Genomic DNA, 18981 nt, shown 5'->3' with positions numbered 1-18981 from the left:
AATTAAATACCTATGGATTACTTTAAAATTGAAACTTCATTATTTTATCTAATATTAATGTTTTCTTAAAGTCAAAAAAAACGTCTTTAAACAGTTAATTAATTGATATTTTAAAAAAAAACCAATGTATTAACTACTAAAACATATTAAATTTTAATTTATGGAATGGATATACTCTATCAACGACCCACTAATAGAAACACTTGCAGGAAGCTTAATTTTATTTATTGTAATTATCGTAATTACACGTATTATTGGTCTTAGATCTTTTGCTAAATTTACAGCTTATGACTTTGCATTTACAATTGCTATTGGTAGTATTATCTCTTCGACTTTAACATCAAGTACATCATTAACTCATGGAGCTGTTGCAATTGCTAGTTTATTAGTGTTGACTTATATTTTTTCTTTTTTACAGAAAAAATTCTCGTTTATTTCTTCAATTATATCTAACAAACCTTTATTATTAATGAAAGGAAAAACTATTTTGTATGACAATTTAAAATATGCTAGAATTGAAAAGCCACAATTAATTGCGAAATTAAGGGAAGCCAATGTATTAGATTTTAATCAAATTGAAGCAGTTGTTTTAGAATCAACAGGAGACATATCTGTATTGCATAAATCTTCTGGCAGTGACGATACAAGTCTTAATAACGTTTTACTTGAAGATGTAAGAGAAAAACCATAAATATATCGCTATTTCAAAAAAAAAGCCTCTCAAGATTTTGAGAGGCTTATTAAATTAACACTTACTGTTTTTATTGAACTGCTTGTAAAGCATCTATATTACCATAACCAAAACTGCTATTTTTGTTAGGATAAAATTCTGCAGATTGTTTTAGTTTGTTTAAAACTTGTGTTCTTGACCAACTTGGATATCTAGACCAAACTAAGGCTGCAATACCAGCTGTTGTTGCTGTTGCAACAGAAGATCCTCCAGTATAACGTCTGTCTCCATCATAAAATCCTAATGTTGGAGGAGCTTTACTTGTATTATTGTTACCTTCCATGATAATGGTAAAATCTATTTTACTTCCACTATGACAAGTTTCGCATCTTTCATAGTTCGGTCCATCATCTACTCCTGTTACAGCAACAGTCTCACTCATAGTAGCTGGAAAAATCACTCCATATCCATTGGTAAAACTTGTCGAAGTTCCACCTGCTGCAAAAATTAATTTTCCTTTGCTGTAAGCATACTTAACAGCATCCTTTATATTACCTATAGACCATAAGTAACCAATAGACATAGATATTATTTTAACATCACTTCTATTACCTAATTGGGTTAACGCTTCAGAGACACCTTTACGTTCATGATAGTCATTTAATAAAACATCTTCTGTTGCTCTATAGGCTACCAAATTAGCATCGTAAGCTACACCAACAGGCATACCATTGTCATTACGTGGAGCTGCCATAGTGGATGCCATAGCTGTACCATGTCCACACTTATCATGTGGTCCATCATAATTATCTGACCACCACCAATTTGAATCTATAAACGTTCCGTATTTTTGAATGTATCGACTATTAGATGAATAGCCATCTTTAAATCCGTTTCCGTTTAATAGTGATTGAGAAGCAGACACACCTGTATCTATTAATCCAATAGTAACTCCGTTTCCTGTACTATAATTCCAAGCAGACGGAATATTAGTCGCATTAAAATGCCAAGATACTTGTGCGTCATTAGGACTTATTGTTGTGTAATGTGCCGAATTAATACTGTCTGCATTTTTATCACATCCAGAACTTGATCTTCCATTACTTAAAGTTTCATATTGATTGTAACCGTTAGGTTCTAAATACCTAACACCATCAGATTGTAATAAAGCTTTAATGGTTTGATAATTTTCTACCTTTACATCTATGACATTAATAATATCATGTTCTACCAAAGTTTCTTGACTACTTTTATAATCTTCGTTAGCTTCTACTACTTGAACAAGATTGGACAAAGTAGCTTTTAATTCTGAGGTTTTTATTTCGGAAAAACTTTGACCTTCCTCTCCGTAACCTATAGTTAAGATATTGTTACCTCTTACAACTGCACTCCATAAAGTGTGTGAGTGTACATCTTTCCAATTAAAAGTCCCAGTGGTATTTAAACTTTGATTGATAATGGCATTAATTTCTGAAACCGATAAAGCTTCTTTTTGGTCGTAATCAATAGTTTGCTCTTGAGGTAGTTCTTGATAATCCTCTTTCTGACATGCGTTAAACATTGTAAAAACTACCATAAGTACGGATAGTTTAAGTAATGGTTTTTTCATTTTATTAATAATTTTAGGTTGAAATCTAAATATATAAATTTTTCCTAAAAAAAGACTGATAATTTTATCAAATTAACAACTTTAAAGTAAAGTTAATAATAATTTGACACTGTCTTAAAGACCATGGTAATGCGTTAGCGGTAGAAATGGCATCCTTTTTTTGCTGCCATAAATGGCAAAAAAAGATATAATGGATGACGCGACCCTTGTGGTAACGCCAAAACAATTAAGATTAAATTATAATTTACGACGTACAGATCCTGTAAACTCTTCTAGATCGTCTTTAACTTTTTTAAGTTCTTCGTTTACGCCATCAGTGATACTAGTATCCAAACCGTTACGTTCTGCAGATTTTGTGATTTCGGTTTTAATATCATTGGTTGCATCTTTTATTTGACGCATACCTTTACCTAAACCACGAGCAATTTCAGGAACATTTTTAGCTCCAAAAACCATAACAACGATAAGCAGAATAAAAAATATTTCTCCTCCACTTATAAATAAAAATGTTGCTGTTGTAATCATAGTACAAATATACTAAGTTGTTTTGATTGTTTAGTTAAACTACTGTTTTTTTTAAGAGTCTTTTAGTACGTTTTTTGTATTTTTACAACACTTGAAATTTATACCAATGAAGTTTAAAAATATTGAATCTAATCCTATACTGGATCGTTTACCTAAGCATTTAAGACAGTTTATAAAGCCTCAAAATTATGAGGATTATACTGCTATTGATCAAGCTGTTTGGCGTTATGCAATGCGTAAAAATGTGGATTATTTAAGCCAAGTGGCACATAGTACGTATATGGATGGTTTACAGCAAACTGGTATAAATGTAGATGCGATACCAAATATGTATGGTATGAACCGTATTTTAAAAGCTATTGGTTGGGCTGCTGTTGCTGTGGATGGTTTTATACCTCCAAATGCATTCATGGAATTTCAGGCTTATAATGTGTTGGTTATTGCTAGTGATATTAGACAATTAGAACATATAGAGTACACTCCTGCTCCTGATATTATACATGAAGGTGCTGGCCACGCACCAATTATTGCTAATCCTGAGTATGCTGAATATTTAAGACGTTTTGGTGAGATTGGTTGTAAGGCAATTAGTAGTGCTAAAGATTATGAATTATATGAGGCTGTACGACATTTATCTATTATAAAAGAAGCCCCAAACACACCTCAAGATGCTATTGATCTAGCAGAAAAAAAGGTGGAAGATTTGCAAAACAATATGGGTGAACCTAGTGAAATGGCTTTGATAAGAAATTTACATTGGTGGACGGTTGAGTATGGACTGATTGGTACAGTTGAAAATCCTAAAATTTATGGTGCTGGTTTGCTATCTTCTATTGGTGAAAGCGCTTGGTGCATGACTGATAAAGTTAAAAAATTACCTTATACTATAGCTTCTACTTTTCAGAATTTTGACATTACAAAACCACAACCTCAACTTTATGTCACTCCTGATTTTGCGCACCTTAGTTTAGTGTTAGAGTCATTTGCTAACACTATGGCTTTACGTACTGGTGGACCTAGTGCTATAAATAAATTGATACAAAGTCAGGCTTTAGGAACCATTGAGCTGAGTACAGGCTTACAAATATCTGGTGTGTTTACTAATATGATTGAGCATAACGGAAAGGTTAGCTACATACAAACTACAGGACAAACTGCATTGGCTAACAGAGATAAAGAATTGGTAGGACACAGTGTTTTAGAGCATGCTGATGGTTTTGGTTCGCCTGTTGGAAAACTTAAAGGTATTAATCTTGCTATTGAAGACATGTCGCCTAGAGATTTACGCGCTTATGATATTTATGAAGGTGAAACGGTTACTTTAGAGTTTGAAGGTGATATTATTGTTACTGGAGACATTATAACTGGTACACGAAACCTACAGGGTAAAATTATATTAATAAGTTTTAAAAACTGTACTGTAACATATAAAGACACTGTATTATTTGAACCTTCTTGGGGACAATATGATATGGCTGTTGGTAAAGAGGTTATTTCTGGTTACTCTGGACCTGCAGATCTACATAGTTTTGATTTAATTACACATAAAATTAGTAGTACAACAATACAAGAAGAAAAGTCTCCTGAAAAATTAGAGCTTATTGAATTATACAAACAAGTACGTGAATATCGTGAAGGGACTAACCAAACAGTGTCTAGAACTAAAGTTTTAGAACAGTTAGTAAATCGTTTTCCTATGGATTGGTTATTACCTGTTGAGCTGTTTGAACTTGCTAAAAAAGGTAATGAAAACGAATTATGTGATAGTATTTTAGCTCACCTTGAAACCATCAAACAAAACCGTCCAGAAGTTGGACACTTAATTGATGATGGTATTAAAATTGCTAGTCAGGAAATAGCTGTTTAGTTAACTATAACTATCCAGCTTTTGCTTTGTAAAATTACTTAGCACTAATGTTCCGCTAATCTGAGCACGCTCTATAAGTAACGTATCCCAATGATTGGTATCTTGCCAAAGCACTTTTTTAAGTTCTAAAAGTGCATCTGGATTATATGAGGCTAGTTTTAATGCCAATTCTTGTACTGCTATATCCAAAGCATCTACAGTTTCAAAAACATCAGCATACAGTCCTTTTGCTTTTGCATAATTTGCATCATAAAACGCTTCTGCATTAATGGTCATTTCTGCAAAAGCGGTTTGACCAATTTTTCGGCTTACAGCAGGCTCAATAACAAATGGCCCAATACCAATACTTATTTCTGATAATTTTATTGCAGCATATTTAGTTGCCAAACAATAGTCTGTAGCACTTGCTAAACCTACTCCGCCTCCAACAGCTTTACCTTGCACACGTCCAATAATTAACTTTGGGCAATTACGCATTGCGTTAATAACATTAGCAAAACCTGAGAAAAAAAGTTTACCATCCTCAAGAGTATCAATAGCAACTAACTCGGTAAAACTTGCTCCTGCACAAAACGTACGCTCTCCTCCACTTTTTAAAACAATAACTTTAATGTCATTATTTTGACCAGCATTGATGATAGTTTGTTCCAATTGTTTTAAAATTGGACTTGGCATGGCATTATGCTCTGGTGTAAAAAAAGTGATGTAACCAATATTATTTTCAATGGTTTGCTTAACGTATGTTTGAGACATTTACTGCTTATTTTAAATTGAAGTTAAACAAATTTAAGGATTTTTAAGTTTCAAATTAGTAGCTTTGTAATAAACAATTTTACTATGGGATTTTTTAGTTTTCTTTTTGGAAATAAAGCCAATAAAATCAAAGACTTTACTGATCGTGATGCCATTATTTTAGATGTACGCTCAAAAGCAGAATATGATTCTGGTGCCATACCAGGATCAAAACACATACCTTTACAACAAGTTCAAGCAAAAATCAATCAAATTAAAGCTTGGAAAAAACCTGTAATTACTTGTTGCGCTAGCGGAATGCGATCTGGTAGTGCTGCTTCTATTTTACGTAGTAATGGTATAGAAGTAACTAATGGTGGTGGATGGCAAAGTTTGTATAAAAAGCTATAGTTTAAAACGCTCTAACTTATCTTGTGTATCTATAGTACTGTCATTATACTGTAATGTCCAACCCAAACTATTGGTTAAAATATAAAATTTAGACAACTCACTAATCAACCTGTTTTTGGCATTTAAACGTAAGTTTGAAGCTTCAATTTTTTTTCTAATTCTTATAGTCACTGTTTCTTTTATCTTATTGTAATCGTCTTGATTAAAAGCATTAAGATAACCACTTTCTACATCATAATATTCCAAATCAGGATAGATCTTTAATTCTTCCTGAGGGATTTTTACAATCTTTAAAACTTTATTAATACTATCTATTTGGTATTCAATTTTACTTAAATCATAACTTACAGTAACTTCTGCATTTACAATTACTAAAGCTTGCTTATCTGAAGTCAAGTTTGCAAATAATGCTTTTGAACTTTTATAACTATAAGCATCACTAAAATAGCCTTCTGTTACAACTAGTTTACCAACGTTATTTATTTGTTTTTCAATTAATGCAGAGTGCTCTCTAATAACTGTTTTGTCTGCACTACCTTCTGTACATTTTTTTAAAATGAAAGACACCACAAATGCAATGACGATTCCTATAATAATTTTTCGCATGATATAAATGTACTATTAGATTACTAATTTATCTAATAAAGTGAAGTTAAAATACAATTAAGAAAAAAACACCAAGAAGTAACTACAAGAGCAGTTAAATAGTTGGTGTTAATTTGAATATATTGATTAATAGCATGACCAAATTAGTAATAATATAATATTAACACCTTTTTTTTCGATAAAATGAATATTAATTAGCTGTAAATTAAAACAACCTACCGTCATAAACAAGCATAACTGTCTGATATCTAAAATTTTATAAAAGGAAATTGTTTTTGTAATTGCTCTTGTTTAGCAACTAGCTGCTCTAAAAACTTGATATGCGCTTCAGACGAAGCATTAAATGGCTTGTGTTGTAATCCTTTTTGAATAAGCGCTACAGTTTGCATTGTTTTTTCAGTAGTATCATCAAACCACACCTCTTTAAAACTATCCCAAATATATTGTACTGCTTTATTACATGGATGTATCATATCGTCATTATAAAAACGATAATCACGTAACTGATCCATCATAATTTCATAAGACGGAAAGTAGTGTGATTGATTATCTAACACCTGATGGATTGCTGTAATTAAATGGGATTTACTTTGTGTGTTTTCAACAAAACCATCTTTAATATGTCTTACTGGCGAGACGGTAAAAATAAAATTAACATTTGGATTTACTTGCTTAACTTGACTTATAATAGATTGTAAAGCATGGACTATATCCTGAACACTTAATATATGTTTTTTAAATTGCTGTTGCGGAATTTTATGACAATTTGCAACCACTTTATTAGTTTCTAAATATTTATAAACCCATGCAGTACCTAAAGTTATAATAACATGTGAACTTTGTTTTAAATAGTGTCCTGTTTTTTGTGATGCTGCATTAAGCTGATGTAATATTAAACTTTTGGTAGACTGACTTAACTTGGAGTGTGCATCAAAACTATGAAACTGTTCATTGTTTAAAAACACGTCTTCATCTGTATACTTTTTACCTTGTAAAGCTTTAGTTACAAGGTTATGAATAGCTATAGGATGAAATAAAATACCAAAAGGATTGACATAATTTTGAAACTTGTAATACTCAAATTTATCACCAATATTTTCAGCAAAACAAGACCCTAAAAGAAACACCTTTGTGTTGTAACTTATTAGGTTCTTGTCTTGTTTTTTTAGTGGTATTTTGGTGTGTAGATTCATAATCAAATCTAATATATGCTTTAATTAGGTTAAGCAATATACCCTTTAGCTGCTTCTAAAGCATCTTTGATTCCTGCTGGATTCTTTCCTCCTGCTGTTGCAAAAAATGGTTGTCCACCACCTCCTCCTTGGATGTGTTTGCCTAATTCCCTAACAATTGTTCCTGCATTTAAATCTTTTGTTTCAACTAGACTTTTAGACACATAACATGACAGTATGGCTTTACCGTTATTTTCTGCTCCAAATAATAAAAATAAATTATCAAACTGACTACCTAGTTCAAAACATAAATCTTTTATACCAGACGCATCAAGATCTAATTTTTTAGCTAAAAAATTAACTCCGTTAATTTCAGTAATCTCATTTTTAAGCTCTCCTTTTATATTCTTTGCTTTCTCTTTTAACAATTGTTCTATTTGCTTTTTAAGACTAGAATTTTCATCTTGAAGATTTTGCAATGCCTTAATAGGCTCTTTTGCATTATTAAGCAAGTCTTTCATTTCAAAAAACGCTCTGTTGTTTTCATGATAATAAGACTTAACAGCATCATTAGTAATTGCTTCTATACGACGTATACCTGAAGCAACAGCACCTTCTGATACTATTTTAAAATGCCAAATTTCGGCTGTATTTTTAACATGCGTACCACCACATAATTCTATTGACTGACCAAATCGTACTGTACGTACTGCATCTCCATATTTTTCTCCAAATAAAGCCATAGCACCTTCTGCTACTGCTTTTTCCATTGGTACATTACGTCCTTCTTGCAATGGTAATTTACTTTCGATACGTGCATTAACAAAGTTTTCTACATCACGTAACTCATCTACAGTTAGTTTAGAGAAATGAGAAAAATCAAAACGTAAATACTTTGAGTGCACTGCACTACCTTTTTGCTCTACATGATCACCTAAAACCTCTCTTAATGCTTGGTGTAATAAGTGAGTTGCTGTGTGATTACACTCTGTTCTGTAACGTTGTTTTTCATCTACTTTAGCCTCAAAGGTTTGATTAACATCACTTGGAAGCTCTTTGGTTAAATGTATTATTACGTTATTTTCTTTTTTAGTATCTACAATGTATGACACGTCACCATTACTAGATTGTATATATCCTTTATCACCAACTTGACCTCCTCCTTCAGCATAAAAAGGTGTTAAATTAAATACCAATTGGTACATTGTCCCTTCCTTTTTAGAAACAACTTTACGGTATTTTGTAATCTTAACTTTAGCATCTAGCTGATCATAGCCTATGAATTCTTGTTCTTCATCTTCGATTAAAATAGTCCAGTCATCAGATTTTAATTCTGAGGCTTCACGACCACGACCTTGCTGTTCTTTTAAACGCTTATTAAATTCTCCCTTATTATAAGAAAATCCTTTTTCTCGTAAAATTAGATCTGTTAAATCTTCAGGAAAACCATAGGTATCCTTAAGTTCAAACACCTTTGATCCTGAAACTTGCTTATCTGTAGCATTGTCCACAATACGATCTAATATAGCTAAACCTTGATCTAGGGTACGTAAAAAAGAGGCTTCTTCTTCTTTAATTACGTTTTCTATTAATTGTTTTTGAGCTTTTAACTCTGGAAAAGCTTGACCCATTTTTTCAGTCAAGACATTTACCAATCTGTAAATAAAAGGTTCTTTTTTATCTAAAAATGTAAACCCATAACGTACTGCACGTCGTAAAATTCTTCTAATAACATATCCAGCTCCTGTATTACTTGGCAATTGCCCATCTGCAATCGAGAAAGCTACAGCACGAACATGATCCGAAATAACACGTATAGCAACATCTGCTTTTTCATCTTTACCATAATCTTTACCAGTAATGGCTTCAATTTCTCTAATTATAGGCTTAAAAACATCTGTATCGTAATTAGATTGTACGTTTTGTAATACCATACATAAACGCTCAAACCCCATTCCTGTGTCAATGTGTTTGTTAGGTAGCCCTTCTAAAGTTCCGTTTGCTTTACGGTTGTATTGCATGAAAACTAAATTCCATATTTCAACTACCTGAGGATGATCTTCGTTTATTAAAGTTTTACCATCTACTTTAGCTTTTTCTTCAGCAGATCTAATATCAACATGTATTTCGCTACAAGGTCCACATGGTCCTTGCTCACCCATTTCCCAAAAGTTATCTTTTTTGTTTCCTTTTAAAATACGGTCTTCGCTAATATATTGTTTCCAAATATCATAAGCTTCAGTATCCATATCAAGATTATCTGTATCTTCACTACCTTCAAAAACAGTAACATATAAAATATCTTTATCTATTTTATAAACTTCGGTTAACAACTCCCAAGCCCAAGCAATTGCTTCTTTTTTAAAATAATCACCAAAAGACCAGTTTCCTAACATTTCAAATAAAGTATGGTGATAAGTATCATAACCAACCTCTTCTAAATCGTTGTGTTTACCAGAAACACGTAAACATTTTTGACTATCTGTTAGTCTATTATTTTTTGGTTGTGCATTACCTAAAAAATATTCTTTAAAAGGTGCCATACCAGAATTAACAAACATTAATGTTGGGTCATCCTTTAACACCATTGGTGCAGATGGTACAATACTGTGTTTTTTATCTTCAAAAAACTTTAAAAATGTGGTACGTATGTCTTGAGAATTCATAGGACTATGTTGATAATCTTGTTTACCTAAGCCTACCGCTTATTAAAACAATTTATATATTTGTTATTCGTTAACTATTTTAATGCGCTGAAAATTCAGCTTTAACAATTGCAAAAATAGTATAAAGTTAGATAATGAGTAAGGTAAAATATTATTATGATTCTGAAACGCTCTCTTATAAAAAAATTGAGCGCAAAAAAAGACGCACATTTAAGTACATAACGCTGTTATTAATTGCTGCTTCTTTATTTGCTTTTTTGTTTGTTTTTATAGGTGGACAATACTTTGAATCTCCGAAAGAAAAAGCTTTGAAGCGCGAATTAACTAACCTAGAGTTACAGTTTGATTTATTAAACAAAAAAATGGCTGAAGCCGAAACTGTGTTAGCAAACATTGAAGATCGCGATAATGCTATTTACCGTTTATATTTTGAAGCTAATCCAATTCCGGAAGAACAACGAAAAGCAGGTTTTGGAGGTGTTAATAGATATAAAAAACTGGATGGTTATGATAATTCTGAACTAATAATAAGTAGTAACAAGCGTATTGACAACCTTTTGAAACGTATTGTAGTACAATCTAAATCTTTAGATGAGATTGCAATTTTAGCCGAAGAAAAAGAAAAACTCTTAAGAGCAATACCTGCTATACAACCTGTAAGTAACGAAGATTTAACACGTATGGCTTCTGGATACGGAATGCGATCTGACCCTTTTACCAAATTAAGAAAAATGCATTGGGGAATGGATTTTACTGCACCAAGAGGCACACCAATTTACGCCTCAGGTGATGGTATTGTGGAGCGTGCTGACAGCAACTCGGCTGGTTATGGTAATCATATTAGAATAAATCATGGTTATGGCTATATTTCATTATACGCTCATATGTACAAATATAATGTGCAAAAAAACCAAAAAGTAAAACGTGGAGATTTAATAGGTTTTGTAGGTAGTACAGGACGATCTGAAGCACCACACTTACATTACGAAATTTTTAAAGATGGACAACGTATTAATCCTATTAACTTTTACTACGGAAGTTTAACTCCTGAAGAGTTTAATAAATTGTTAGAACGAGCTTCTTTAGAAAACCAATCTTTAGATTAATGATAATTGATCTACCTGAAAAAAGATATTATACCATTGGTGAAGTTGCAAAAGCTTTTGATGTTAATACGTCTTTAATTAGATTTTGGGAAAAAGAGTTTGATGTTTTAAAACCTAAAAAAACAGCAAAAGGTAACCGAAAATTTACACCAGACGATATTAAAAACCTGCAGTTAATTTATCATTTAGTAAAAGAAAGAGGCTTTACTTTAGAAGGCGCCAAAATTCATTTAAAAGAAGAAAAGAAAAAAACACTTGATAATTTTGAAATTATAGCTAAATTGGAAAGTGTTAAAGCACAGCTAATAAAATTAAAAAATGAACTATAAACAATTACCAGAAAACACAAATAAAAAATCATCTACCATGAAAAAGTTACTTATACCAATTATTATTATAGCAATTATAGCCTTTAGTTTATACAAATGGGCTGTTGGTATAAATAACACTGCTGTAACACTAGAAGCTAATGCAAAAACGTCTTGGTCTAATGTAGAGAGCACTTACCAAAGACGTAATGATTTATATAATACTGTTATAAAAACGGTACAAGGATCTGCAGATTTTGAAAGAAAAACGTTAAAAGAAGTTATTGAAGCTAGATCTAAAGCAACCTCTGTAAATGTAAATGTTGACGATTTAACACCTGAAAACTTAGAAAAATTTCAGAAAGCACAATCTCAACTTAGTGGATCTTTTAGTCGCTTAATTGCTAGTTTTGAGCGTTACCCAGAATTAAAAACAACAGATCAGTTTAGAGATTTTATAAAACAACAAGAAGGTACAGAAAACCGTATTAATGTTGCCAGAGACAGATATAATCAAGATGTAAATCAATACGATATTTATACGTCTAAATTTCCAAATAGTGTCTTAACAGGATGGTTTGGTTTTGAAGAAATGGCTAGATACAAAGCAGATCCAGGATCAGAAAATGCACCTGAGGTAGAATTTAATTTTGACTAAAAAAACATGGCATCAGACAACGTAGAATCTTTTTTATCGACTATTGAAGAACAAGAAATTGTAGCTGCAATACGCACTGCTGAAGACACAACGTCTGGCGAAATACGTGTACATATAGAAAACACTTGTAATGACATGTTAGAACAACGTGCATTAGAAGTGTTTTCTGTTTTAAAAATGGATAACACAATAGACCGTAATGGTGTATTAATTTATGTAGCTGTAAACGATCATAAATTTAGTATTTATGGAGATCAAGGCATTAATAACTTGGTTCCTGATCATTTTTGGGATGATACTAAAACAGTTATCCAAAACCATTTTAAAAATGGACAATTTAAACAAGGTTTAGTAGATGGCATTTTACATGCTGGAGAACAGTTAAAAACTCACTTTCCTATTAAAGCCAATGATATTAATGAGTTACCAAATACGATATCTAAAGGATGATTATAAATTTTTATCAATCCTCATTTCATAATAAAACAAGAAAAACAGCATGTAAAAAACATACTTTTTTAATGCTAATTGGATTGTTATTTTTAGGGACTCAGTTATCTTTTGCACAATATAAAATACCTGACAAACCAACTAAAGCAAATCCAGATGCTGTTTATGACTACGTAGGACTACTAACACAAGGTCAAAAGCAGACGTTAGAAAAAAAACTAATAAAATACTCTGACACAACATCAACACAAATTGTTGTTGCTATTATACCATCTACTCAAGGTGAGTATATTAATTATCTAGCCACGCAATGGGCTCAAAAATGGGGAATTGGTCAAGCTAAAGAAGATAATGGTGTTTTTATACTATTAGCTAGAGACGATCGAAAAATAATGATTACTACTGGTTATGGTGTTGAGCATTTATTAACGGATGTTATCTCTTCTAGAATAATTGAATATGATATTATACCATACTTTAAACGTAACGATTATTATGGTGGCTTAAATAATGGTGTTGACGCCATTTTTGACACTTTAAAAGGCGAATATCAAGGCACAAGACAAGGTCTAAAGAAAAGTACTCCAGTTGGTTTTATATTTATTTTAATACTAATATTTATTATCATTCTTATATCCATATCCAAAAAACGTGGTGATGGTAATGGAACCGATAATTTTGGTGGAGGAAGCAATACAACTAGAGATATTTTAGAAGCCTTAATTTTAAGCAATTCTGGTCGTGGAAGCTACAGACGTCATTCTGGAGGTTTTGGAGGCGGATTTGGAGGATCTTCAGGAGGCGGAAGCTTTGGAGGTGGTTTTGGAGGAGGCTTTGGAGGTGGAGGCTTTGGAGGTGGAGGAGCTTCTGGAGGCTGGTAACTATAATTAAAACTTATTTTTAAAAATGAAACAATTTACTCTACTTCTATTTTTTTTAACACTTCTATCATGTAACTCACAAACCCAAAATTCTAGTCAACAACATGCTTTAGTCGTTATTGATGAGGCTAATTTTTTTACTCGATCACAAACAGACTCGATTTCAAAAATTATTTTAGACTTTGAAAAACAAACTACCAATCAAATTTGTGTTTATATAAAGGACTCTATCCCAAACCAAGAAAACACACTAACTTATGCTACTAAATTAGCTAATAATTTAGGTGTCGGTCAAGCCGAAAAAAACAATGGTCTGCTTTTACTAATATCTAAACACGATCGTCAAGTAGCGATAGCAACAGGTACTGAAACTGAAAAAGTCATAACAGATATTATCTGCTATGACTTGATTGAAAATATTCTTGTGCCTTCTTTTAAAGAAGAACGTTATTTTGAAGGTGTATTACAAGTTTTAGATTCGGTTAAAGTTAAATGGGTTAATCCGTAAAATACATTCCGTTTCCTCTAGTTTCACCTTTAGATCCTAAACTATTAAACTTCCAACTAAAGTTAAGCATAAAGTATTGACGTAATACTGTACTTTGTGTATCTTGAATATAATCTTGCGTAGCAGTACGCCTAGCATTGGTATTTTGATCAAGTAAATCATAGACCTTTAATGTCAATAAACCTTTATCTTTTAAAACAGAATACGCGACACTAGCATTCCAAAACCATGCATCTTTTTGAAAACCATCTGCGATATTTGGATTGTAATTATAGGTGATATCATTACGCCATTCCAATCCTTTTGTTAAGAAAAAAGCAGTGTTTAAATCCAAGTTGTGAGATGTAAAATTAATATCCTCAAACGCATCAATATCATAGGTGTTATTAGTAATTGTTAGTCGGTAACGTGGTTTAAACTCAAACACATCGTTATAAATATAGTCAATCCCAACATTAGGATTGTAAGTAAAAACATTACTAGCATATTGCACATCATTATTATAATTGATATTTTTTGAGAAATTTGACCAGTTACCTATTTTAAATCTCACAGATTGTACAGAGTCTATTTTAAACTTCTTACTGTAATCAATTCCAAAATAACCATTGTGATTACCATTAACATTGTCATAAGTAGTTGTGCGTTTTAAAGTTTCAGAATCTATTGTTGTTCTAGACACTACTGCATTTTGATTTTTTGACACATTTGCATAAATATAAAAACCTGTACGCTCTTTCCAATTATAAGCATTGAAACCCATATATAATCTATGCTCATTTGTTGGTTCTAAATTTGGATTACCAACAACTGTATTTAAAGGGTTTGACACATCCTCAAAAGCTTGTAATTGTCTTAAAGCTGGTGGTCTGTTTGATAACCTATAACTTGCATAAATTGATGCTTTTTTACTAAATCTATAATTAAAATTAGAGTTCAATTCGATTGCATTAAAGTCTCTTTCAACATTAAATTGTGGTCTTAAACCATCTTCATTTTTAAGTGTACGTAACACATAGTCTGCACCAACTCTAGCAGACCATTTTTCTTTTCGATAACTTAAACTAACTCCAGGCACACTTTTAGTATCTGTATATTCAAAATCAGTACTCAAAGCTTCATTAAACACGTCATATTGATTTGATGTATTATTATAATCAAAGGCACTTTGCTTGTTTTGGTCATTATTTCGTTGGTATTCGTATTCAAAATTTACAAAAAACTCTTTTTCTTTAATTGGTAATCTGTAAGTAACATTACTTCTTAAATTGTCACTGTTATTATCGCCATCTGTAAATTGATTACGATTAATAGTTTCGGCTGAGTCACCAAAAACTTCAGTATTAGAATTAATAAAGTCATCACTTTCTGAAGCATTAAAACTATTATTAATTCCAAATCTTATAAAAGCACCTTTAGACCCAAACTTTTTAGTTGCACTAATTTGATTAGAAAAATTATTGCTTTTATTTTCTACAAACGAATTTAAAGTAGATTGATTGGTTAATGTTAGATCTTCATTTAAGGTTTCGTCATTACTATTATAAGTTGTTGTACTTGTAGAACTTGAAAAAGATGGTTTTATATTAATAAAAAATGTCGAATCTATCTTAATTTCAAAATCTGAATTAATGGAGTGACTTTGTGTATCACTATCTGATTCAGAATTTGAATTGGAAAAATATCTTGAATCTGATAAAATAGTTTCACGTTGTGAAGCGGTTTCGTTTTCAGAATTACTATTAGAATAAAAATAATCTGCAGAAACCTCTGTTTTTTCGCCAAAAGCATCAGCATAATTAGCACCTACTAAATTAGACGTTGTAATCCCTTGACCTCCTCCAAATTGTCGTCCATTAATACTAAATGAGCCATTGCTATTAAACCAAGTACTTCCGCCATTACCAAACATTTTTTCGATTTCTCCGAAGCTAAATCCAGGAGAGTTTATATTATTTCCTCCAACCAAAACACTAATACGTTGGTCGTTATCAAACCTATTAAACATACCTGCAAATTCATACCTGTCATCAGTACCAACTCCTCCTGCAACACGACCAAAAACCCCTTTGTTGTTTTCTTCTTTAATAGTCAGGTTTATAGTTTTGTTTTCTGTATCACCTTCTTCACCTGTAAAAGCTTCACTTTTAGTCTTAGTATCTACAACTTGAATTTTTTCTATAATTTCTTTAGTAAGATTTTTAATTGTTATTGAAGGATCATTACCAAAAAAGGGCTTACCATTTACTAATATTTTATTGACCTCTTTACCATTGACTTTAATTTTGCCTTCTTCGTCAATTTCTACTCCTGGTAATTGCTTAAGTAAATCTTCAACTGTGGCATCTTTTTTTGTTTTAAAAGAATTGACATTAAACTCTAAAGTATCTTTTTTGATAGTAACAGGAGCTGATGATTGTATTAAAACTTCATCTAACGAATTACTAATTTGTAGTTTAATGGCTCCTAAATCTATAACCGATTTATTGATTGTTACTTTTTGTTTGTAAGATTGATATCCAACATAAGACACTAATAAATTTAGGTTTTCTAGACTGGTTTGGTCCTCTAGCTCAAAGCTTCCATCTTTATTAGTTATAGTATAAGTTACCAGGCTGCTATCCTTAGCTCTTTCTAGATAAACTGTAGCAGCCTCTAGAGGAGATTGGTCTAAACCATCTAAAACTTGACCTTTAATACTAAATTCTTTGGATTGACTAAATGAAAATACTGTACATAATAGTGTACAAACAATAATTAAGTTACGCATTGTTTTTGGTTGATGTTACAGCTTGATTAATAGCTATTTATTTTCAACGAAAATAACTTTGTAATCCAATTATCTATCTTAAAAAAAAGCTAAAAGTAATTTAGAATGATTATTTTTTACGCATGTAAACGCTAATAGGCACACCTTTAAAGTCATAAATTTCACGTAATTTATTCTCTAAATAACGCTTATAACCTTCACGTACATATTGTGGTAGGTTACAGAAAAAAGCAAACTGAGGCTGTGGTGTAGGCAGTTGCATAATATACTTAATCTTAACAAACTTACCTTTGTAAGCTGGTGGTGGATAGTTATCTATAATAGGCAACAACGTCTCATTTAACTCACTAGTTTTAATACGTTTTGTACGGTTATTATAAACCTCAACAGCAGTTTCAATAGCTTTGTAAATACGTTGTTTTGTTAAAGCAGAAATAAATACAATTGGCACGTCTGTAAAAGGCTCTAATTGTTTTTTGATATACTTTTCAAACTCCGTAGTAGATTTATGATCCTTTTCTACTAAATCCCATTTGTTAATTAACACCACAATACCTTTACGGTTACGTTGCGCTAACCAAAATATATTTTGAATTTGACCATCAAAACCTCTTGTTGCATCAACGACTAATAAACAAACATCTGCATGCTCTATTGCACGTACGCTTCGCATTACAGAGTAAAACTCTAAATCTTCTTTAACTTTAGATTTTTTACGGATACCAGCAGTATCCACTAAGTTAAACTCAAATCCAAAACGGTTATATTTAGTATCAATTGCATCTCTAGTTGTTCCTGCAATATCTGTAACTATATATCTATCTTCACCAATAAGAGCATTAATAAATGACGATTTTCCTGCATTTGGTCGTCCAACTACAGCAAATCTTGGTAAAGTATCTTCTATTTCTTCTTCTTCATTTTCTGGTAAAGCTTTTACTAAAGCATCTAGTAAATCTCCAGTACCACTTCCATTTATACTTGCAACACTAAAATAATCACCAAGTCCAAGGTTGTAAAACTCTACAGCATCCTCTTCACGTTTACCGTTATCTACTTTGTTTACAACTAAAAATACTGGTTTTGTTACTTTACGTAGTAATTTGGCAACATCTTCATCCATTCCCGTAACACCATCTTCTACACTTACCATAAATATTATGGCATCCGCTTCATCAATAGCCAATTCTACTTGCTTATCAATTTCAGCTTCAAAAATATCATCACTACCTTTAACGTATCCTCCTGTATCAATTAAAGAAAATTCTCTTCCGTTCCAATCACTTTTTCCGTAATGTCTATCTCTAGTCACACCACTAACTGCGTCGACAATTGCCTCACGACGTTGTATTAAACGATTAAAAAAGGTAGATTTACCAACATTTGGTCTTCCGACGATAGCTACTATACTGCTCATAATTTTAAGTTTTTATGCATTACATATCCTGTAAGCGAGTGCAAAGGTAGTGTTTAGTTTGAGAAAAAATAGTATTTTACTTTCATTATGAGATATTTATGAACGAAAACTTAAACCAAGTCGTGCTACGACCACGATTTAAAATAGAAATAAATAAAAAACACAGCACTGTTTTAGAGGCTTTTGAAGCTAAAAAGCATAACCAAAGTCAATTTATTGTCTCAAGAATAGATGATCATGTTTTTATAAAACTACCAAAAGCACAACAGCATTTTTGGTCACCACAATTACATTTAGAAATAAATGAAGTAAATAATAATAAAAGTCAGTTGTATGGATTATTTGGACCTAACCCTACCGTTTGGACTTTATTTATGTTTTTACATTTTGTTATTGCTGGTTTATTTATTGCCTTTTGCGTTTGGGCATATTCTAATTATGCGCTTAAAGTAGATTACCATTTACAACTTTGGGGAATAATATTAATGGTTATTTTATGGTTTGTGTTATACTTTTCAGGTCGAATTAGTAAAACCTCCAACCAATCTGAAATGACTAATTTATATACATTTATGAGCCTTGTTTTAGACGAATAAAAAAAGCTTCAGATTAAACTGAAGCTTTT

At 31.6% G+C, this 18981-nt stretch carries 18 protein-coding genes; 10 read left to right on the top strand and 8 right to left on the bottom strand.

Annotated features, from left to right (window positions below):
- The first annotated feature begins 160 nt into the window (after positions 1–160).
- A complete protein-coding gene (locus JAO71_RS05535; protein WP_116824174.1) occupies positions 161–691 on the top strand; it encodes a DUF421 domain-containing protein in 531 nt (176 codons plus the stop codon).
- Between the two features lie 70 nt (positions 692–761).
- Here JAO71_RS05535 and JAO71_RS05530 read toward each other — a convergent pair whose 3' ends face one another.
- The gene (locus tag JAO71_RS05530; protein WP_202999465.1) at positions 762–2279 is read right to left on the bottom strand and encodes a S8 family peptidase; all 1518 of its coding nucleotides are present in this window, start codon (positions 2277–2279) and stop codon (positions 762–764) included.
- Between the two features lie 237 nt (positions 2280–2516).
- Positions 2517–2804, bottom strand: coding sequence for a Sec-independent protein translocase subunit TatA/TatB (locus JAO71_RS05525; protein ID WP_028607363.1), 288 nt, complete (start codon positions 2802–2804; stop codon positions 2517–2519).
- A gap of 106 nt (positions 2805–2910) precedes the next feature.
- Between JAO71_RS05525 and JAO71_RS05520 the strand changes: the two genes are divergently transcribed.
- Complete coding sequence (locus JAO71_RS05520; RefSeq protein WP_116824172.1) at positions 2911–4671, top strand: aromatic amino acid hydroxylase; 1761 nt, start codon at positions 2911–2913, stop codon at positions 4669–4671.
- Here the strand turns inward: JAO71_RS05520 and JAO71_RS05515 are convergent, their stop codons facing one another.
- A complete protein-coding gene (locus JAO71_RS05515) occupies positions 4672–5424 on the bottom strand; it encodes an enoyl-CoA hydratase/isomerase family protein (RefSeq protein ID WP_202999463.1) in 753 nt (250 codons plus the stop codon).
- An 84-nt stretch (positions 5425–5508) separates the two neighbouring features.
- Here JAO71_RS05515 and JAO71_RS05510 point away from each other — a divergent pair, with 84 nt between their 5' ends.
- On the top strand, positions 5509–5814 hold the full coding sequence (locus tag JAO71_RS05510; protein ID WP_116824170.1) for a rhodanese-like domain-containing protein: 306 nt from the start codon (positions 5509–5511) through the stop codon (positions 5812–5814).
- Here the strand turns inward: JAO71_RS05510 and JAO71_RS05505 are convergent.
- The 3 genes from JAO71_RS05505 to alaS all read right to left on the bottom strand — a co-directional run bounded on the left by JAO71_RS05505 (position 5809) and on the right by alaS (position 10258).
- Positions 5809–6420: a DUF4230 domain-containing protein gene (locus JAO71_RS05505; RefSeq protein ID WP_028607360.1), complete on the bottom strand. Its 612-nt coding sequence runs from the start codon at positions 6418–6420 to the stop codon at positions 5809–5811. The two genes, JAO71_RS05510 and JAO71_RS05505, sit on opposite strands and share 6 nt — an antisense overlap.
- Before the next feature lie 248 nt (positions 6421–6668).
- Positions 6669–7613: a GSCFA domain-containing protein gene (locus JAO71_RS05500; protein WP_202999461.1), complete on the bottom strand. Its 945-nt coding sequence runs from the start codon at positions 7611–7613 to the stop codon at positions 6669–6671.
- A gap of 29 nt (positions 7614–7642) precedes the next feature.
- On the bottom strand, positions 7643–10258 hold the full coding sequence (gene alaS / locus JAO71_RS05495) for an alanine--tRNA ligase (protein ID WP_202999459.1): 2616 nt from the start codon (positions 10256–10258) through the stop codon (positions 7643–7645).
- A 134-nt stretch (positions 10259–10392) separates the two neighbouring features.
- On the opposite strand from alaS, the gene JAO71_RS05490 reads away from it, so the two are divergent.
- Genes JAO71_RS05490 through JAO71_RS05465 form a run of 6 tightly spaced genes read left to right on the top strand, consistent with a single transcriptional unit; the run spans position 10393 to position 14169 of the window.
- A complete protein-coding gene (locus tag JAO71_RS05490) occupies positions 10393–11364 on the top strand; it encodes a M23 family metallopeptidase (protein ID WP_028289597.1) in 972 nt (323 codons plus the stop codon).
- Positions 11364–11693, top strand: a complete 330-nt coding sequence (locus JAO71_RS05485; RefSeq protein ID WP_028289596.1) for a MerR family transcriptional regulator — start codon at positions 11364–11366, stop codon at positions 11691–11693. Before JAO71_RS05490 ends, JAO71_RS05485 begins: the two co-directional genes overlap by 1 nt.
- Positions 11694–11730: 37 nt before the next feature.
- On the top strand, positions 11731–12330 hold the full coding sequence (locus tag JAO71_RS05480) for a LemA family protein (RefSeq protein WP_028607357.1): 600 nt from the start codon (positions 11731–11733) through the stop codon (positions 12328–12330).
- Positions 12331–12336: 6 nt separating this feature from the next.
- Entirely contained in the window at positions 12337–12780 is a 444-nt protein-coding gene (locus tag JAO71_RS05475; protein ID WP_028607356.1) for a TPM domain-containing protein, read from the top strand.
- The gene (locus JAO71_RS05470; protein WP_317193456.1) at positions 12777–13661 is read left to right on the top strand and encodes a TPM domain-containing protein; all 885 of its coding nucleotides are present in this window, start codon (positions 12777–12779) and stop codon (positions 13659–13661) included. The genes JAO71_RS05475 and JAO71_RS05470 overlap by 4 nt, the downstream gene beginning before the upstream one ends.
- 25 nt (positions 13662–13686) lie before the next feature.
- A complete protein-coding gene (locus JAO71_RS05465; protein ID WP_202999457.1) occupies positions 13687–14169 on the top strand; it encodes a TPM domain-containing protein in 483 nt (160 codons plus the stop codon).
- Here JAO71_RS05465 and JAO71_RS05460 read toward each other — a convergent pair.
- Both JAO71_RS05460 and der read right to left on the bottom strand, forming a co-directional pair.
- Positions 14159–16939, bottom strand: a complete 2781-nt coding sequence (locus JAO71_RS05460) for an outer membrane beta-barrel protein (protein WP_202999455.1) — start codon at positions 16937–16939, stop codon at positions 14159–14161. The two genes, JAO71_RS05465 and JAO71_RS05460, sit on opposite strands and share 11 nt — an antisense overlap.
- A 109-nt stretch (positions 16940–17048) precedes the next feature.
- Complete coding sequence (gene der / locus JAO71_RS05455; RefSeq protein WP_028289591.1) at positions 17049–18356, bottom strand: ribosome biogenesis GTPase Der; 1308 nt, start codon at positions 18354–18356, stop codon at positions 17049–17051.
- 98 nt (positions 18357–18454) lie between these two features.
- Between der and JAO71_RS05450 the strand changes: the two genes are divergently transcribed.
- Positions 18455–18952 (top strand): GTP-binding protein, encoded by a 498-nt coding sequence (locus tag JAO71_RS05450; protein WP_202999453.1) that lies wholly within the window; start codon positions 18455–18457, stop codon positions 18950–18952.
- The last annotated feature ends 29 nt before the right edge of the window (positions 18953–18981 follow it).

Origin of the sequence: Olleya sediminilitoris, from assembly GCF_016785945.1 — a bacterium.
Taxonomy (GTDB): Bacteria; Bacteroidota; Bacteroidia; order Flavobacteriales; family Flavobacteriaceae; genus Olleya; species Olleya sediminilitoris.
Note: the sequence above shows the minus strand (reverse complement) of the source record. Positions and strands in the feature narration are given on the sequence as shown.

What these genes read in the sequence shown, in the direction of transcription:
- JAO71_RS05480 (WP_028607357.1), top strand. Translation starts at nt 11,731, where the DNA reads ATGAAAAAGTTACTTATACCAATTATTATTATAGCAATTATAGCCTTT.
- JAO71_RS05450 (WP_202999453.1), top strand. Translation starts at nt 18,455, where the DNA reads ATGAACGAAAACTTAAACCAAGTCGTGCTACGACCACGATTTAAAATA.
- JAO71_RS05485 (WP_028289596.1), top strand. Translation starts at nt 11,364, where the DNA reads ATGATAATTGATCTACCTGAAAAAAGATATTATACCATTGGTGAAGTT.
- JAO71_RS05500 (WP_202999461.1), bottom strand. Translation starts at nt 7,613, where the DNA reads ATGAATCTACACACCAAAATACCACTAAAAAAACAAGACAAGAACCTA.
- JAO71_RS05515 (WP_202999463.1), bottom strand. Translation starts at nt 5,424, where the DNA reads ATGTCTCAAACATACGTTAAGCAAACCATTGAAAATAATATTGGTTAC.
- JAO71_RS05465 (WP_202999457.1), top strand. Translation starts at nt 13,687, where the DNA reads ATGAAACAATTTACTCTACTTCTATTTTTTTTAACACTTCTATCATGT.
- JAO71_RS05520 (WP_116824172.1), top strand. Translation starts at nt 2,911, where the DNA reads ATGAAGTTTAAAAATATTGAATCTAATCCTATACTGGATCGTTTACCT.
- JAO71_RS05510 (WP_116824170.1), top strand. Translation starts at nt 5,509, where the DNA reads ATGGGATTTTTTAGTTTTCTTTTTGGAAATAAAGCCAATAAAATCAAA.
- JAO71_RS05470 (WP_317193456.1), top strand. Translation starts at nt 12,777, where the DNA reads ATGATTATAAATTTTTATCAATCCTCATTTCATAATAAAACAAGAAAA.
- alaS (WP_202999459.1), bottom strand. Translation starts at nt 10,258, where the DNA reads ATGAATTCTCAAGACATACGTACCACATTTTTAAAGTTTTTTGAAGAT.
- JAO71_RS05475 (WP_028607356.1), top strand. Translation starts at nt 12,337, where the DNA reads ATGGCATCAGACAACGTAGAATCTTTTTTATCGACTATTGAAGAACAA.
- JAO71_RS05535 (WP_116824174.1), top strand. Translation starts at nt 161, where the DNA reads ATGGAATGGATATACTCTATCAACGACCCACTAATAGAAACACTTGCA.
- der (WP_028289591.1), bottom strand. Translation starts at nt 18,356, where the DNA reads ATGAGCAGTATAGTAGCTATCGTCGGAAGACCAAATGTTGGTAAATCT.
- JAO71_RS05530 (WP_202999465.1), bottom strand. Translation starts at nt 2,279, where the DNA reads ATGAAAAAACCATTACTTAAACTATCCGTACTTATGGTAGTTTTTACA.
- JAO71_RS05505 (WP_028607360.1), bottom strand. Translation starts at nt 6,420, where the DNA reads ATGCGAAAAATTATTATAGGAATCGTCATTGCATTTGTGGTGTCTTTC.
- JAO71_RS05525 (WP_028607363.1), bottom strand. Translation starts at nt 2,804, where the DNA reads ATGATTACAACAGCAACATTTTTATTTATAAGTGGAGGAGAAATATTT.
- JAO71_RS05460 (WP_202999455.1), bottom strand. Translation starts at nt 16,939, where the DNA reads ATGCGTAACTTAATTATTGTTTGTACACTATTATGTACAGTATTTTCA.
- JAO71_RS05490 (WP_028289597.1), top strand. Translation starts at nt 10,393, where the DNA reads ATGAGTAAGGTAAAATATTATTATGATTCTGAAACGCTCTCTTATAAA.